This is a genomic window from Symbioplanes lichenis (genome assembly GCF_030709675.1).
GTDB classification, from domain to species: domain Bacteria; phylum Actinomycetota; class Actinomycetes; order Mycobacteriales; family Micromonosporaceae; genus Actinoplanes; species Actinoplanes lichenis.
In genome coordinates, this window is sequence record NZ_JAUZQD010000002.1 from 443,502 (window position 1) to 460,110 (window position 16,609).

Below are 16,609 nucleotides of genomic sequence, written 5' to 3' on the forward strand. Positions count from 1 at the left end.
CGCCCCGCACGAACGCACAACCGCCCGCACCCACCACGATCCGCCGCGGGGCGCGCGACCGGCGCACACACCGCACGCTGACGCGCACGCACAACCACTGCACGCACCGCACGCACCCATGCGGACGCGGACGCACAAGGTTGCACGCACCACATGCACCGCACGCACCGCACGCTGACGCGGACGCGCAATCCCCGCACGCACTGCACGTGGACGCGGACGCGCAACGTTGCACGCACCGCAAGCACCGCAGGCACCGCACGCGGACGCTGACGCTGACGCGGACGCGGACGCGGACGCTGACGCTGACGCGGACGCGGACGCGGACGCGGACGCGCAACTGTTGCACGCGCCGCGCGCACGGCACGCAACGCCCGCACGGCACGCCGGCGCGGACGCACGACCGTTCGCCTGACTCAGCCCACGTGGATATGCGGCGGAGCATGCGGCGCAGTCGATGTGGTGTGGCCGGCCGGATGAATCAGCCCACGTGGCGCGGCCAGTCGCCCGGCTCAGCCCACGCAAACGTGCGGCCGGGCGACGCGGCTCAGCCCACGTGGATGTGCGGCCGGGCGACGCGGCTCAGCCCACGTGGATGTGCGGCCGGGCGACGCGGCTCAGCCCACGTGGATGTGCGGTCGCCGGCGCCGGTCGTGCTCGGCCTGGCGCACCATCTCCCGTGTCACCGGCGCGACCTCTCCCTGTCCGAAGAACAGATAGCGCAGGAAGTTCGCCGCCGGATTGCCCTCGGTCCACTCGAAGTAGATGTGCGGCCGCCGCCCCGTCAGGTCGCGAATGTGCAGCAGCGTCGCCGCCAGCGCGCTCGGCACGGACGAGCTCTCCACGGTCAGCACCCGATACCGGTGGTGCAGCACCTCGCCGTGCAGCCGCAGCTCGGTCTCGAAGTCGGACGCGTCGCGCACCGTCACCTCGACGAAGATCAGGTCGCGGTCGTCGGCGAGGTCGTTGTCCGCGATGATCTGCGCGATCTTGTCGCTGTACTCGCGGGCGTCGCGCCGGTCAGGTTCGTTCGCGATCAAACGAACATTGCGCCGTGCACATTCGCTCAAGAACTGCGCCGCGACCTCGTCCGTCTCGATGCCCGTCACCCGCAGCTCGAACGCCCGGAACAGCCGCGACAGCAACGAGATCACCAGGATCGCGCCGATGAAGCAGGCGGCGATGCGCACACCGTCGGGCCGTTCGAAGACATTGACCACCGTGGTGTACGCGAACACGACCGCGATGATCCCGAACCCCCACACCCGGGCCCGTTGCCCCCGGCGGTGAGCTGACAGTGTCACCGCAACCGCCGCGGAGGTCATCAGGACGAGCACGCCCGTCGCATAGGCACCGCCCTGCGCGTCCACGTCCGCCCGGAAGATGACCGTGATCAGGAAGGCCGTCAGCGTGAAGACCAGCACCAGCGGCCGCACCGCCCGGGCCCACCCCGGCGCCATGCCGAACTTGGGCAGGTACCGGGGCACGAGGTTGAGCAGCCCGGCCATGGCGGACGCCCCGGCGAACCACAGGATCGCGATCGTCGACACGTCGTACACCGTGCCGAAGGCCGCACCCAGGTTCTCGTGCGCGAGATAGGCCAGTGCCCGCCCGTTCGCCTGCCCGCCGTCCTCGAACTCCTGCTGCGGGATGAGCACGGTCGTCACCACGCTGCTGCTGAGCAGGAAAACGCTCATGATGACGGCAGCCGTGGTGAGCAACCGCTTCGTGCCCCGTACCCGCTCCGGTAAACCGCCCTTGACCTGCGGCATCACGGCCACGCCGGTCTCGAAGCCGGACAGCCCGAGCGCCAGCTTCGGAAAAACGAGCAGAGCGACGGCGACCATCATGAGCGGATCGCCGTGCTGGGTGGTCAGGGCCGTGGTCCAGTCGCCGACCTGCGACGGGTGCGTGACGACGCGGAAGAGCCCCTGGGCGACCACCACCACGTTGAGGGCGAGATAGACGCCGACCAGGCCGACAGCGATGCCGATCGCCTCGGTGAACCCTTTGAGGAAAACGCCGCCGAGCAGCGCGATCAGCACCAGCGTGACGATGACTTCGTGCCCCTGCAGGGCGGCCGGCCAATACGGATTCTCATCGATGTGCGCCGTCGCGTCGGCCGCGGACAGCGTGATCGTGATGATGAAGTCCGTCGCCGCGAAGCCGAGCAGGGCGAGAACGAACAGCTTGCCCTTCCAGAACGACAAAAGCTTCATCAGCATGGCGATCGAACCCTCGCCGTGCGGGCTGTCCGCCGCCACCCGCCGATAGACCGGCAGCGCCCCGAGCAGCGTCACCAGCACGAGCACCAGCGTCGCCACCGGAGACAGCACGCCGGCGGCCAGCGCCGCGATGCCGGGCTGATAGCCGAGCGTGGAAAAGTAGTCCACGCCGGTCAGGCACATGACCTTCCACCATGAGTGCGGCTTCTCCCCGCTCTCGGCATGCGGCCCCTGATGCTGGCCGGCCTGGTCGTTGAGGCCCTTCAGGAGCCATTCGCTCATCACCACGGGCCTGCGTCGTTCCTCTCGCTTCCCAGCACTCGGCCGGAGGTCCAGCAACCGGCCGTACATTGCCGCCACCGGCTGAGCGTTCGGCCACTCGGCCGAACGTTCCAGCAACCGGCCGCACGTTCCGGCAGGCGGCTGAGCGTTCAGCCAGCGACTGAGCGTTCTGCAACCCGCCGAGCGTTCCGGCCCTCGGCCGGACGATCCGGCACTCGACCGAACCTCCCGGCAAGCGGCAGAGCGTTCAGCAACCCGCCGAGCGTTCCGGCCCTCGGCCGGACGATCCGGCACTCGGCTGAAATAGTGGCGCGCCGTGATCGGCGACGCTCGTCCGCAGGCGTTAAGAACGCGTAGAGATTTCCCGTACGAGCCGTCAAAGTCCCGTATCCACCCCTGTCCGGGGCCGTTCCAGGCGCCCGACCATTCGAGGCATGACCCTCGCCGAACTGCTGCCGACGTTCCGCGCCTCGCTGCGCCCCCGCCTCGACCCCGCCGTCTGGCCGGCCACCGCCCGCTGGGGTGGCCACGGCGACCTGCTGATCGGCGGCGTGCGCGCCACGGCGCTCGCGGCCACGTACGGCACACCCGTGCACGTGCTCGACGAAGTCGACGTCCGTTCGCGCTGCGCCGAGTACCTGGCGGCGTTCGGCCGGCGCGGCGTCTCGTACAGCGCCAAAGCGGGCCTGACCAGCGGCGAGGCCCGCTGGATGGCCCAAGCCGGCCTCGGCTGTTACATCGGCTCGGCGGCCGACCTGCGCACCGCCCTCCTGGCGGGCCTCCGCCCCGCGCGCCTGGTCCTGCACGGCACGGCCAAATCCCTGCAAGACCTCGACGCCGCGTACGACTCCGGCGCCGCCGTGGTCGTCGGCACGCCCGCCGAACTGGAGTCCGTCGCCGCGCGCGCACCTCTCGGACAGCGCGTGCACCTGCGGGTGACGCCGGCCGCCGCCGGACGTAGCCGTCACCGCTATGGCTTCCGGCTCGGCACGGCCGCCGCCCTCGACGCGGTGGCCACCGTGCTGACCAGCCGCAACCTGCGCCTGGCCGGGCTCGACTGCTCCCTCGGCCACCAGCTGAGCCGCTTCCAGGCCTACGAATCGTGCGTCCGAGAGGCCGTGGCCTTCTGCGCGGTCGCGCGCGCCCGCACCGGCGCCGATGTCCATTCGCTCAACCTGGGCGGCGGCCACGCCGTCGCCTACAGCGGGCACGACAGCGCCTTCGCCGTCGCCGCCTTCGCCCGCCGCATCCGTACGGTCCTCCGCCTCGCCGCCGACCGGCACGCCGTCCCCGAACCGGCCCTCACCGTCTCCCCCGGCCGGGCGCTCGTCGCCCGGGCCGGCGTCACGATCCACCGAGTCGCCGAGGTCACGCAGCTCCCCGACGGCCGCCTGACGGTGACCCTCGACGGCGCCGTCCCCGACTGCACCACGACCGCCGACTGCGCCGGCCGGCACACCGCCGAACTGGCCGGCCGCGTCTCCACCGCCCCGATGCGTCTCGCCATGATCACCGCAGCGGCCGCCCCCACGCCCCGGCGAGCCCGCCGCGCCGCGGCCTCCCCCCACCGTCCGACCTCACCCGACCAACCGATCTCGCCCGACCGTGCGAACTCAGCCGACCAGCAGAACTCCCCCCACCGCGCGAACTCACCCGACCAGCCGGCCTCGGCCCACCGTGCGAACTCAGCCGACCGGCCGACCTCGGCCCTGACAGCAGTCGCACCAGGGCGGGCGTCCGGCGGAGCCACCGGCCGTTTGGCTGCCAACGTGCTGGTTCCAGCCATGGAACTCCCCGCCGACGTCACCGTGGGCGACATCCTCGTGGTGGCGGGCACGGGCGCGTACCACCACCGCCCTGACCCCTTCGCCGGCCGCCCGCCGGTCGTCGGAGTGGCCGACGGCCTGGCCCGCACCCACATCCGCCGCGACACCGTCGACGACCTCCTCCGCCGAGTCGTCTGACCGACACCGCTCACGCAAACGCGCAAGGAAGTCGTCAACCGACCCACCCGAAACGCGCAGACCAACCACCAAAGCTCGCGCAAACGCACGAGGACGCCGCACGGTCGACCCGCAGAAGCGCGCGGTCCAGTCAGCGAAGCTCGCGCGAACGCTCGAACACGTCGCCGGCCGACGACCCGCTCGAACGAGAAGTCCGGTCAGCGATGCTCGTTCAAACGCGCGAGGATGTCGTCCACCGGCCCGAAGGAGAGCACCCCGCTCGCCGCCCCCGCCAGCTGACCGGCAGCGGGCAGCAACGCCTCGTGCAGACGCGCGCACGCGGCCCGGTCCTTCAGCGCGACCGCGGCCCGCGCCAGCAACGCCAGCCGGGCTTCCAGCAGCAGATCGTGCGGCGACTCGGGCACGGCGTGCAGCGCAGCCGCCGCCTCGGCCGTGCGCCCCGCCCGGACCAGCAGCCACGGCCGAGCCCACGGCGCATAAGGCCCGAGCGCGACGCCCAACGGGTCCTCCCCGAGCGCGAAATCCAGCGAGTCCACTCCGAGCGCGACATCCGGAGAGCCGACCCCACGCGGCACGGCCAACGACATCACTCCACGCGCGACGTCCAGCGAGTCCGACCCGCGCGGCCGTTGCATCTCGCCCGCACGAGGCGACCCACCGAGTGCCAGCCGCGTCAGCGCCTCGAGCCCCTCCGAAACCCCCGGCATGCCACCGGTTGCCAACCGCGCGAAAGCCTCTCGATAAAGCGCTTCGGCATCCCCGCCACTTACCGCCACGGCCAGAGCCCGCGCCAGCCCCGTGAACGTCCCGACGGCCGGCAACTCGTACTCGTCGGCCAGCCGGTCGGCAGCGTCCGCGTGCTCGGCCGCCGCCACGAAATCTCCGAACGCGCACGCCGACTGCATCCGGATCAGATGTCCGAGCACCTCGAACGTCACCAGCCCATGCCGCCCGGCGACCGAGACCAGCGAGGCCCCGATGGCGTCCCGCTCACCGGCCAGCCCCGAACGCGCACAACCGTGCATGAAACGAGCATTCAGCGCGAGCACCACCAACCCCGGATCCCCGGCCGCCCGCGCCAGCCGCTCCGCCGAAGCCGCCGCCCGCCGCCCCCGGTCGCCGACCTCCCCCCGCAACTCCAGTGCGAGCACGCACAACAGCCGGGCCCGAAGCGCACCCTCCGTCCCCGGCAACGCCCCCTCGACCGCAGCGACGATCCGCGCCGACAGCTCCTCGTCGTCATTGCGCGGCCACACCGCCGGAACGTCGAATCCGGCCAGCGCCTCCGCCACCAGCGACGGATCCCCGGCGGCGGCCTCAACTGCTCTGACCCGCAACGCCCGGCTCTCCCCGAGCTGCCCCAGCACCGCGAGCGCCCGGCCCAGCCCGACCAGCGCGGCGACCCGGGAAGCCGGCGACGACGCCCCGGCAACCGCTTGCCGCCACAAGCGCGCCGCCTCGTGCGGGTTGTTCCGACTCTCCGCCGACGCCGCGCCCGCGGCGGCATGCGCGGTCGCGCGAACGGCATGCGCGGATCCGGCCCGGCCGTAGTGGTGCGCGAGCAGGGCATGGTCTCCGGGACGTGCGCGTTCGATCACCACGGCCGCCTCGGCGTGCCACCTTTGCCGGCGCAGCTCAGACAGATCGTCGTACAGCGTGTCGCGTACGAGAATGTGGGTGAAGCGCAAGCCGCCCGCCTCGGTGAGGAAGCCCGCGCCGAGCGCCACGTCGACCGCGTCGAGCACATCCCCGGCCAACGCGGCGAGCATGTCGGGGTCAACGTCCCGGCCCAGCACAGCTGCCCGGCGCAGCATGTCCTGCGCGAATTCCGGCAGCCGCGCCAGCCGATACCGGATCACGTCCCGCACCCCGTCGGGAATGCGCTCGCCGGTGTCCACGAGCCGCGCCAGCTCGCGTACGAAGAAGGGGTTTCCGCCGCTACGCCGGTGGATGTCGCGTACGGCATCGGTGTCCACCGCCGGACCGGCCACCGCCGTGACCAGGGCACCGACGTCTCCCTCGCCCAGGCCGCCCAGCCGGATCCGCACCGGCTCGGCCTTCGCCCAGCGCGCCAGCATCCCGGCCGCCGCCGGCCCCACCTCCCCGGGCCGGTACGTGGCGACGATCAGCGCCGTTGCGCGTTCGATCACAACGCTCAGCGCCTCGAGCCCATCGCCGTCCGCGTGATGCACGTCATCGGCGACCACGAGCAGCGGACCGCCGCCGGCCTCCGGCAGCACGGGCCACAGCATCGGCGCGCCCTCGTGCTCGGGCCCGCGCGCCCACACCGACGGCCACCCGAGCCGCCGCACGGCCTCCTCGGCGAACGCGCTCTTGCCCGCGCCGGCCTCCCCCGTCACGAGCACCACCCCCGCGCGGCCCCTCTGCTGCACCTCGGCGGCGGCAGCCTGCACGACGGCGAGCTCATCCTCCCGCCCCACGAACACGCGCCCGGATCCCCGAGCGGCCCCGGACACGCGCCCGGATCCCCCAGCAACCCTGGACACACGCCCGGGCTCGGGCCCCTGAGCGGCCACGACCCGCGGACGATCAGCATCGAGCGCGGGATCCTGAACGAGCATGGCGGTCTCCAACTCGCGCAGCCGTGGACCCGGATCGACGCCCAGCTCATCCACCAGCGTCTTCCGCGCCTCCCGCAGGCTCTCCAGCGCCTCGCCCTGCCGCCCCGACCGATAGAGCGCCCGCGCCAGCAGATGCCACGCGTCCTCCCGCAGCGGCCGCTCGGCCACGTGCGCGCGCAGCCCGGGTACCGCCTCCGCCGCCCGGTCCAGCCCTACCAGCGCCGCACCCCGCCGTTCCACGGCAAGCATCCTGAGCTCGTCCAACCGCTCACTCTCCGCGCGGGCCCAGGCCGTTTCCGAGAATTCCTCGTACGCGGCCCCGCGCCACAAAGCCAGCGCCGCGTCCACCCGCTCCAGCACCTCGCCGGCCGTCCCGCTGCCCGCCCGGCCGACCAGCTCCTCGAACTCCGCCGCGTCGAGCGTGGCCGGCGGCTCGACCAGCAGGGCGTACCCGGGTGCGCGCGTGACCAGCACCGACGGCGCCTGTCGCGGCGCCCGGCCCGGCTCGAGGACCCGGCGCAGGTCCGCGACGAACGTCCGCAGCGCGGCGACAGCCCCGTCCGGCGGCGTCTGCCACAGGTCCATGACCAGCCGGTCGACCGAGACGACCCGCCCCCGCGCCACGAGCAGCCGCCCAAGCAGCGCCCGCTGCAGCTTCCCGCCCAGGGCCGCGTCCGACACGGCGATCGGGCCGAGCACCTGGAACCTCACGGGATCCCATCGTAGGCGCCACTCATCCCGCACTGACCCGGCACTCATCCCGCCGCGCGAGGGTGGATCCATGACCACGTTCGCTGACTTCGACCAGCTCACCGTGCCCGTCGCCGAGGGCGTGTCCCTGCGGGCGGCGGTGGGCGGCACCGGCACGCCGATCGTCCTGCTGCACGGCTTCCCGCAGACCCACCTGATGTGGCGGCACGTCGCCGCCGATCTGGCCGCCGACCACACCGTCATCTGCCCGGACCTGCGCGGTTACGGCGCCAGCAGCAAACCCCACAGCCCCGACGGTACGGCCTACGCGAAGCGCACGATGGCCGCCGACGTCGTGGCCCTCGCCCGTGGCCTGGGGCACGACCGGTTCGCCCTGGCGGGACACGACCGGGGCGCCCTGGTCGCCTTCCGCGCGGGGCTCGACCATCCGGACGCCATCAGTCACCTGGCGCTGCTCGACACCGTCCCGACGCTGGACATGTGGAGCGTGCTGCACGGGGTGGACGCGGCCGTGGCGTTCCACCTCTACCTGATGGCGCAGCCGGCCGGGCTCCCCGAGCAGCTCATCGCCGGGGCGCCGGACGCCTTCTTCGCGTACTTCCTCGACATCTGGACCCGCCGCCCGGAGGCGATCCCGGCGGAGGTCCGGGCCGAGTACCTGCGGGCGTCCCGGGAGGCCGTCCCGTCGATCGTGGCCGACTACCGCGCCTCGGCGACGATCGACGTCGCCGACGACACCGCCGCCCGGGACGCCGGGGCGAAGCTGACGATGCCGGTCACCGTGCTCGCGCAGGACTGGGGCGCCGTACTCGGCTACGACGCCTCGGCCGTGTGGCGGGCGTGGGCGCCGGACGTGACGCTGGAGACGGTCACGTGCGGGCACTTCATGGCCGAGGAGGATCCCGCCGCGGTCAGCAAGGCCCTCAGGACCCTGCTGACCCGCTGAGACCCGTCAGGCGGCCGCGCCCCGCAGGATCAGGTCGACCAGCGCCTCGGCGTACCCCTCGCGCTTGACCCGGGGGTTGAAGTTGAAGACGTTCTGGGCCATCGACGGCGCCGTGAGCAGCAGCAGCGTCAGCTCGAGATCCAGGTCGGGCCGCAGCTCGCCGTTGTCGACGCCGCGCTGCAGGACCTCGCGCATCACCTTGCGGCGCGGCTCGAGGATCGCCTGGTAGACGGCGTGCATCTCCGGGTTGCGGACCGCCTGCGGGATGAGGCAGGCGGCGGCCTTGCTGTAGTGCTCGCTCTTCTTGGTGTGCGGCGGGGCGACCAGCGCGATCAGGTCCTCGCGCACCGAGATGCCGGCGGGGGCCGGGGGCGGGCCCTTCATCCGGGCCGCGGCGTCGATCAGCAGGGCCTCCTTGTTGGGCCACCGCCGGTAGATCGTCGCCTTGCCCACCCCCGCGCGCGCCGCGACCGCCTCCATCGAGATCGCGTCCGCGCTCTGGCCCTCGCTCAGCAACGTGATCAGCGCCTCGATGATGGCGTCGTCGGCGCGCGCGTCGCGGGGCCGCCCCAGGGACTTGCGCCCCGGGTCGGCTCCCGCGTCCACGCCGGCCGTCGTCATACGCTCCATTGTCACCGAGCCTTTACGCGACGGCCACGCGGGGCGTCACGAGTTGATCAACTCCACACCCTGCTCCTCGGCGAGGCCCTCCGCCGAGGTGGGCGCCGGCGCGGTGGCGGGCCGGCGACCGGGCAGCCAGAGCAGCGCGACCAGGGCTCCGAGCAGGGCGACCACGACACCACCGGCCGCCGACCAGTGCAGCGCCGTCATGAAGGCGTCGTCGGCCTGGGAGATCAGCCCCGAGCCGGCGGCCCCGGCCTGCTCTGCGACACCGTACGCCCCGGAGATCGACTCCCGGGCCGCCTCGCGAGCGGCGTCGGGGAGAGCCGCGGTCGCGTCCTCGACGTCGCCGCGGTACACCGAGGAGAGGACGGCACCGAGCACGGCCACGCCGAGGGCGCCGCCGACCTGCCGGACGGTGTTGCTGACGGCCGATCCGACGCCGGCCTTCTCCCGGGGGACGGCGGCCATGATCGACTCGGTCGCCGGGGGCATGACGTTGGCCATGCCGACGCCCATGACGAAGAACAGCGCGCCGACGATCCAGATGGGCGTGCCCGCGCCGACGAGGATCCAGCCCGCGAGGCCCACGGTGACCAGGAGCAGACCTACGACGCTGACGGCCTTGGGTCCGTACCGCTTGACCATGGCCGCGCTGCGCGGCGCGAACACCAGCTGGCCGACCGCGAACGGCACGAACAGCGCGCCGGAGGCCAGCGGGCCGTAGCCCCGGACCAGCTGCAGGTAGAACGCGCTGAAGAACATCGCGCCCATGCTGGCGAAGAAGATCAGGCCGACCATGCCGGTCGACGCCGAGAACTGCGCGTTCTTGAACAAACGAACATCCAGCGACGGGTAAGCCGTGCGCAGTTCGTACAACACGAACCCGACGAGGACGATCACCGCGACGGCCAGCGAGCCCCACGCCTGCCAGCGGCCGAAGCCGTCCTCACCGCCGGTGATCACGCCGTAGGTCAGCAGCGACAGCCCGACCACGGACATGAGCACGCCCGGGATGTCGATGCGGCCCGGCCTGGGGTCCTTCGACTCGGGGACGAGCACCAGCAGCAGCACGATGCCCGCGATGACGACGGGGACATTGATCAGGAAGACCGAGCCCCACCAGAAGCGCTCGAGCAGCACACCGCCCACGACCGGCCCGATCGCGGCGGCCAGCCCGACGGCGCCGGCCCAGATGCCGATGGCCCGGGGCCGTTCCTGCGGCGTGAACACGTTCGCGATGATCGACAGCGTCGCCGGCATGACGGCGGCCGCCCCGAGCCCCATCAGGGCGCGCGCGCCGATGAGCTGGCCGGGGCTCTGCGCGTACGCGGACAGCAGCGAAGCCACGCCGAAGACCGCAAGCCCGGTGATCAGGGTGACCCGGCGTCCGAGCTGGTCGGCCAGGATGCCGGCGGTGAAGAGCAGACCCGCAAAGACCAGGGTGTACGAGTTGATGGCCCACTCGAGCTGGCTCTGGCTCGCGCCCAGCCCGCTGCCGGGGTCGGCGATGGTGCGCATGGCGACGTTCAGGACCGTGTTGTCCAGAACCACCACGAGCAGGCTGATGACGAGGACGCCGAGAATCGCCCAGCGCCGGGGATGCCCCGTGTGCGTTTCGTCCATGGAAGTGCTCTCCCGAGCTCGCGTCAGTTACGATACGGCACAGTTCCGTATCGCGTCCCACCGTAGGCCGTCCTCTTCCGATACGAAACCGTCTCGTATCGAATGTGGCGACGGTCACGTGCCCTCGCTGCCCTCACCACCGGGCCTCGAACTGTCCGGCCGACCCCGTGCAGCTTCCTCTCCGCGTCTATGACCGCCCGCTGCCGCCCGCCGCGCCGCGCGCCGCCCACCGCCGCACCACCCACCGCGCCGCGCGCCGCTCACCGCCGCTCCACCCACCGCGCAGTGCACCGCTCACCGCCCCAGCCCCACCACGCGGCGCATCGCTCATCGCCGCACCACAGTCACCGCACGGCGCATATCCAGCGCGATCCGCGTCGCTTCGGGCCGTGCTGCGCGTTCGCTCACTTCGCTCACGGGCGAGATGAGCGCCACGCGCACCAGCCGGACACGAAGCAGCCGGCCGGGATCACCTCCCGACCGGCCACGAACGCCCGTAACCACGCCAACCGCCCTGCGCCTGGTGAACTCGGCACCCTGGTGACCTCAGCCCACGAGTCCGGCCGGCGACACAGAGCCGCCGCCCCGGCAGACAGCTCGTCGAAGCGGGGCCCGCCGACACCGCCCGCGAGCACTCAGCCCTTCAACCCCGTGAACGTCATCGTCGCGATGAACCGGCGCTGCGCCACGAGAAAGGCGACGATCAACGGGAGCGTCGCGATCACGTTGCCGGCCATCAGCTGGGACCACTCCGTGCGCCGGGTGCCCTGGAAGCTGGCCAGCCCCACCTGCAGCGTGAACTTCGTGTCGTCCGAGATGGCGATCAGCGGCCACAACAGATCGTTCCAGCTCGACAGCAACGTGAAGACAGCCAGCGTCGCCAGCGCCGGCCGGGCCAGCGGCAGCACCACGCTCACGAAGGTGCGCAACGCCCCGCAGCCGTCCAGCCGCGCGGCCTCCTCCAGCTCGACGGGCAGCCCGAGAAAGAACTGGCGCATGAGGAAGATGCCGAACGCCGAGGCCAGCCACGGGACGAAGGCCGCCGCCAGAGTGTCGACGATGCCGAGCTGGGCGAACATCAGGTACGTCGGGATCATGAGCAGCTGCATCGGGATCATCACCGTGGCGACGATGGCGACGAAGGCGAGACCCCGCCCGGCGAACTTGAGACGGGCGAAGCCGTACCCCGCCAGGGAGCAGAGGATCAGATGGGAGATGACGGCAACAGCTGAAACGAGCACCGTGTTGCCGAACCACAGCAAGATGTGCGACTCGCTCAGCAGCTTGGTGTAGCCATCGAAGTGCAGTCCCGACGGGATGAACTTCGGCGGGAACCGGTTGATCTCCGACTCGCTCATGAACGATGTGAGCACCATCTGCACAAGTGGCAACACGAAGATGAGCGCGAGCGGCATCAGCAACAGGTGCCACGGGCTGAACGGCAGGCGCCACGAGCGGGCGGGCGCCGTACGGGTCCCGGAAGACGTTGTCATCAGAAGGCCTCCGATCCCGAGCGCCGGCTGTACCAGAAGACGCTGAGCGTGAGCACCATCGTCACCGCGAAGAGCAGGTAGGCGAGCGCGGCCCCGTACCCCAGGCGCTGGGTCTGGAACGCCAGCTCGTAGATGTAGTAGACGACGGTCTGCGTGCTGTTCATCGGGCCGCCGCGCGTCGTCGTGTAGATCAGGTCGAAGAGCTGCATCGCCGTGATGGTCTGCCAGATCGCGGTGAACACTGTCACCGGACGCAGTTCCGGCAGCGTGATGTGCCAGAAGACGCGCAGCTTCGACGCACCGTCCACGGTGGCCGCCTCGACCAGCTCGTGCGGGATGTCCTGCAGCGCGGCGAGGTAGATGACCGCGCAGAAGCCGACCTCACCCCACAACGCGATGACGCAGATGACCAGCAGCGCCTGCCCCGGACTCTCGAGGAACCCCTGCGCGGGCAGTCCGAGCCGCCGCAACACCTCGTTGGCGGCGCCGAACTGCGGGTTGAAGACGTAGCCGGCGAGGATGCCCGTGGCGGCGGCGGACGCCACGTACGGAACGAAGATGCACGTTCGATAGAAACCGATCAGCCGGATCTTCTGGTTCAGCGCGATCGCGATGAGCAGACCGAGCATGATCGATCCGGGTACGAACAAAACAGTCAGCAGCAACGTGTGCTGCGCGGCGGCCGCGGCGTCGGGATCCTGGGCGATGCGCTGATAGTTGTCCCAGCCCAGCGGCTTCGCCGGCGCGATGCCGTTCCATCTGGTGCGCGAGATGAAGAACGCCCACACGGCCGGGAAGATCGACAGGCCGACCACCAGAACCGTCGCCGGAGCCGCGAAACCCCAGCCAGTGAGGGTGCGGCGCAGGGCTCGGCCGCGGCGGCGGGCCGCGGGGGCGGTGCCCTTCGGCGGAGTACGGGGGGTCGCGGCGAAGGTGATCGTCATTACTCCTCCAGCACCCCGGCCGACTTGCTCGCCGCCTCGTCGAGAGCCTCTTTGGGCTGCTTGGCGCCCTGCAGCACCTGCGCGATCGCGTCGCCGACATTGCGGCTCATCGTCTCGTACCCGGCGACGGTCGGCCGGGCCTGCTTGGCGTTCGCGAGGTTGTCGAAGAACTTCTGCCCGCCCGGATACTCTTTGACGTACTCAGCGAACTGCGGCGTGTCCTTCTCACTCGTGCGCAGCGGCAGGTTGCCGACGGCGAGGTTCCACTTCGCGTCCGTCCCGGCGCTGGTCAGCCACTTGATGAACTCGCGGGCCGCCCCGGCGCGATTGGCGTCGTCGTGGTCGAAGAGCACCCAGAGATCCGGCCCGGAGACCGTCTGATGGTCGCCGTTCACGCCCGGGAGCGCCGTCACGCCGTACTCGAGCTTGGCTTGTTTGATCTCGAGCAGCGACCAGGGACCGGACAGCATCATCGCGATGTGACCGCTGTTGAACAGGCCGGGGTACTTCTCGTCGGTCTGGTCGAGGTACATGGACTTGTCGTCGACCGCGATCGCGCGCAGCGTCTCGAGCGCCTTGACGCCGGCGTCGGAGTTGAACGCCGGCTTCTTGCCGTCGAGGATCTGGCCGCCGTTCTGCCACAGCAACGGCCACAGGTGCCAGGTCGTGTCCTCACTGCCGGAGACTGAGTACGTCGTTCCGTACGTGTTCGTGGCCGGATCGGTCAGCTTCTTCGCCGCCGCCCGGAAGTCGTCCCACGACCAGTCATCCGTCGGATAGGCAACGCCCTTCGCGTCGAACAGCTTCTTGTTGTAGATGAGCGCCAAGTTGTCCACAAGCGCCGGAACGCCGATGACTTTCCCGTCGGCTGTCGCTGTCACCCGGGCGGCTTCCGGCATCTCGTCCCACTTGAACGAGGCGTCCGCGACATAGTCGGTCAGATCCTGCGTACGGCCGCTCGCGCCGAGTTCGCCCGCCCAGCTCCCGAACGCGTACGAGATGTCGGGGTAACTGCCCCCGGCGAAGCCGGCCGAGAGCTTGGTCAGCAGGTCGTCGGTGGTCGGAGCGCCGGTGGACGTCTTGATCGTGACGTTGGGGTGGGCGGCGTGGTACTCGGCCGCCAGCCCCTCGGCCACCTTCTCGGCGTCCTCCGTCTGCCCCGTCCACCAGGTGAGAGTCACCGCGGCGGACGGGTCGAAGCCCTCCGCCGCGTCCTTGCCGTCCCCGCCTGTGCCACTCATGCTGCAGGCCGACAGCGTCACCATCGCGCTCGCGGCGGCCGCCAGGGCCGTGCGGCGCAGCGATCTGGTCACTTTCGTTTTCGTCACCGGAGAACCTCGATCCTTCGCAGGGACGGACCGGCCCGGGCTGCCGCGAGCCGATCGCGGGGTGCCCGGCGCTGTGCCGGGCTGGGTGCGCAGGGTGCCGAGCGGGGTGCGCGCGGCCGGCACGGTGCCGGGTCATTCGCGGACCGCTCGGCCGGAGTGCCGGACGGGGGTGTTGTCCGGCGCGGGCCGGGGGCGTGACCGCCCGGCGGGCTTGCTCGGGCGGGGTGCACCTGGACGTTCACTCAGGCGGAGTGCGACCTGCGCGTTCGCTCAGGCGGAGTGCGACCTGCGCGTTCGCTCAGGCGGGGTGCGACCTGGACGTTCGCTCAGGCGGGGTGCGACCTGGACGTTCGCTCAGGCGGGGTGCGACCTGCGCGTTCGCTCAGGCGGGGTGCGGCCGCCCGGCGGGACTGCGCGGGCGGGGTTGCGGCCGTCCGGCGCCGGGCCGGGCGGCGCGCGGGTCAGACCGGCTCGGTGAGCACCACCGAGCGGGTGAGCAGGCGGGGGTGGTCGGGGTCCAGGCCGCGGTGCGCGGCGAGGGCCAGGGCGAAACGCTGGGCGAGCACCAGCTGCGCGAGCGGGTCACGCTCGTCGCGATACGTGGTCGCACCGGCCGCGCGGCCGGTGTCGTCGAGGTCGGCGGGCACGCCGCCGAAGGAGAACACCAGGCTCTTGCTGCCTGCGACGGCGACGGGTCCGTGCCGGAAGTCCTTCGCCGGGTACGACTCGGAGTACGCCTGCGCCGCCTCGCGAACCTTGAGCGCCGCCTCGTGCGCGAGCCCGACGGTCCAGCCGGTTCCGAGGAACACAAGGTGCTCGATGCCCGCCGGGTCGGCCGGCAGTGGCGCCTCGAGCGCAGCGCGCCCGTCGGCGGCCACGTGCGTCACGTCCTCACCGAAGGCCGCCCGCGCGAGCAGAAGAACAGTGGTCGGAAAGCGCGTTTGCACAACACTCCGCTCATCGGCGAAGTCGAGCAGAATCCGCGCATCGGAGAGCTCGTCGATCGGCATCCCGTCAACGGCAGTGATCGCAACGCGCCGAGTGCCGGCCGGAACCTGCTGAAGCGCCTCGAGCACCTCGGTGGACGTCCCGGAACGACTGACGGCGACAACCCGGTCATAGCGCCGGCGCGGGCGGTACTCGGAGGCGCACACCGCGTCGGTCTCGCCGAGCCCGGCGCCCTCCCGCAGCTCGGCCATGGCCTGCGCGACGAACCAGGACGTCCCGCAACCGATGATCAGCACCCGCTCCCCGGGAGCCGCAACCTCCGCACGAACCTCGTCGGCAAGCGGCAGCGCCTCCTCCCACACGGCAGGCTGGCTGGCAATTTCCGCTGACGTGTCGTTCATGTTCGAGGATTATGCTCGTTTGTTTTTGTTTAACAAGATCCAAACACCAAACGAGCAATCCGCGCTGCACGTTTAGTTTCGGATCAACAGCCGACCATTCAGTTCCGAACCAAGTCTCGTCACCTCCGGGCAGGCCGCCACGTCCCCGACCGAGAGCGGTCGTCCCCCGCCCTCGACCCTCGACGGCCTTGCCACCAAGTCCGCGCACATGGCATTGCGCGCGACCGCTCACTCGCGCAGCCACGCACACCCACGCGCAGGCTCACTAAGGCGGCGAAGCAGAGCGCAGCGGCTCAGCTGAGATCAACCCGCGCGCGGCGGCCCGATACCAGGTAGGGCGCAGCGGCTCAGCTCGGGCCGAACAGCCCGAGGCCGGCAAGGCGTAGCGGCTCAACTCAGGCCGACCTGCGCGAGGCCGACGGAGCGGTGCGGCGCGCTTGGGCACCTACCGGCTGGGTGGCGCGGGCACCATCTCTAGCGATGCGCGTTCGCTCATTCGCTCTTGTTCGTCCGGACTGCGATATGGCGCGGTCAGGAC

The 16,609-nt window shown here is 71.3% G+C and carries 10 protein-coding genes; 2 read left to right on the top strand and 8 right to left on the bottom strand.

What is annotated here, in order from left to right:
* Window positions 1–617 precede the first annotated feature (617 nt).
* A complete protein-coding gene (locus RAN62_RS05960; protein WP_305783445.1) occupies window positions 618–2,507 on the bottom strand; it encodes an APC family permease in 1,890 nt (629 codons plus the stop codon).
* 434 nt (window positions 2,508–2,941) lie between these two features.
* On the opposite strand from RAN62_RS05960, the gene RAN62_RS05965 reads away from it, so the two are divergent.
* Window positions 2,942–4,471, top strand: a complete 1,530-nt coding sequence (locus tag RAN62_RS05965) for a diaminopimelate decarboxylase family protein (protein WP_305783446.1) — start codon at window positions 2,942–2,944, stop codon at window positions 4,469–4,471.
* 197 nt (window positions 4,472–4,668) lie between these two features.
* Here RAN62_RS05965 and RAN62_RS05970 read toward each other — a convergent pair whose 3' ends face one another.
* Window positions 4,669–7,764, bottom strand: coding sequence for an ATP-binding protein (locus tag RAN62_RS05970; RefSeq protein ID WP_305783447.1), 3,096 nt, complete (start codon window positions 7,762–7,764; stop codon window positions 4,669–4,671).
* Between the two features lie 70 nt (window positions 7,765–7,834).
* On the opposite strand from RAN62_RS05970, the gene RAN62_RS05975 reads away from it, so the two are divergent.
* A complete protein-coding gene (locus RAN62_RS05975) occupies window positions 7,835–8,710 on the top strand; it encodes an alpha/beta fold hydrolase (protein ID WP_305783448.1) in 876 nt (291 codons plus the stop codon).
* 6 nt (window positions 8,711–8,716) lie between these two features.
* Here the strand turns inward: RAN62_RS05975 and RAN62_RS05980 are convergent, their stop codons facing one another.
* The 6 genes from RAN62_RS05980 to RAN62_RS06005 all read right to left on the bottom strand — a co-directional run bounded on the left by RAN62_RS05980 (window position 8,717) and on the right by RAN62_RS06005 (window position 16,071).
* Window positions 8,717–9,331: a TetR/AcrR family transcriptional regulator gene (locus tag RAN62_RS05980; protein ID WP_369077144.1), complete on the bottom strand. Its 615-nt coding sequence runs from the start codon at window positions 9,329–9,331 to the stop codon at window positions 8,717–8,719.
* Window positions 9,332–9,376: 45 nt separating this feature from the next.
* Entirely contained in the window at window positions 9,377–10,957 is a 1,581-nt protein-coding gene (locus tag RAN62_RS05985) for an MFS transporter (RefSeq protein WP_305783449.1), read from the bottom strand.
* Between the two features lie 635 nt (window positions 10,958–11,592).
* A complete protein-coding gene (locus tag RAN62_RS05990; protein ID WP_305783450.1) occupies window positions 11,593–12,450 on the bottom strand; it encodes a carbohydrate ABC transporter permease in 858 nt (285 codons plus the stop codon).
* Window positions 12,450–13,394, bottom strand: coding sequence for a carbohydrate ABC transporter permease (locus RAN62_RS05995; RefSeq protein WP_305783451.1), 945 nt, complete (start codon window positions 13,392–13,394; stop codon window positions 12,450–12,452). Before RAN62_RS05995 ends, RAN62_RS05990 begins: the two co-directional genes overlap by 1 nt.
* Window positions 13,394–14,707: an ABC transporter substrate-binding protein gene (locus RAN62_RS06000; protein ID WP_305783452.1), complete on the bottom strand. Its 1,314-nt coding sequence runs from the start codon at window positions 14,705–14,707 to the stop codon at window positions 13,394–13,396. Before RAN62_RS06000 ends, RAN62_RS05995 begins: the two co-directional genes overlap by 1 nt.
* Before the next feature lie 476 nt (window positions 14,708–15,183).
* Window positions 15,184–16,071, bottom strand: coding sequence for an SIS domain-containing protein (locus RAN62_RS06005; protein ID WP_305783453.1), 888 nt, complete (start codon window positions 16,069–16,071; stop codon window positions 15,184–15,186).
* Window positions 16,072–16,609: the final 538 nt, after the last annotated feature.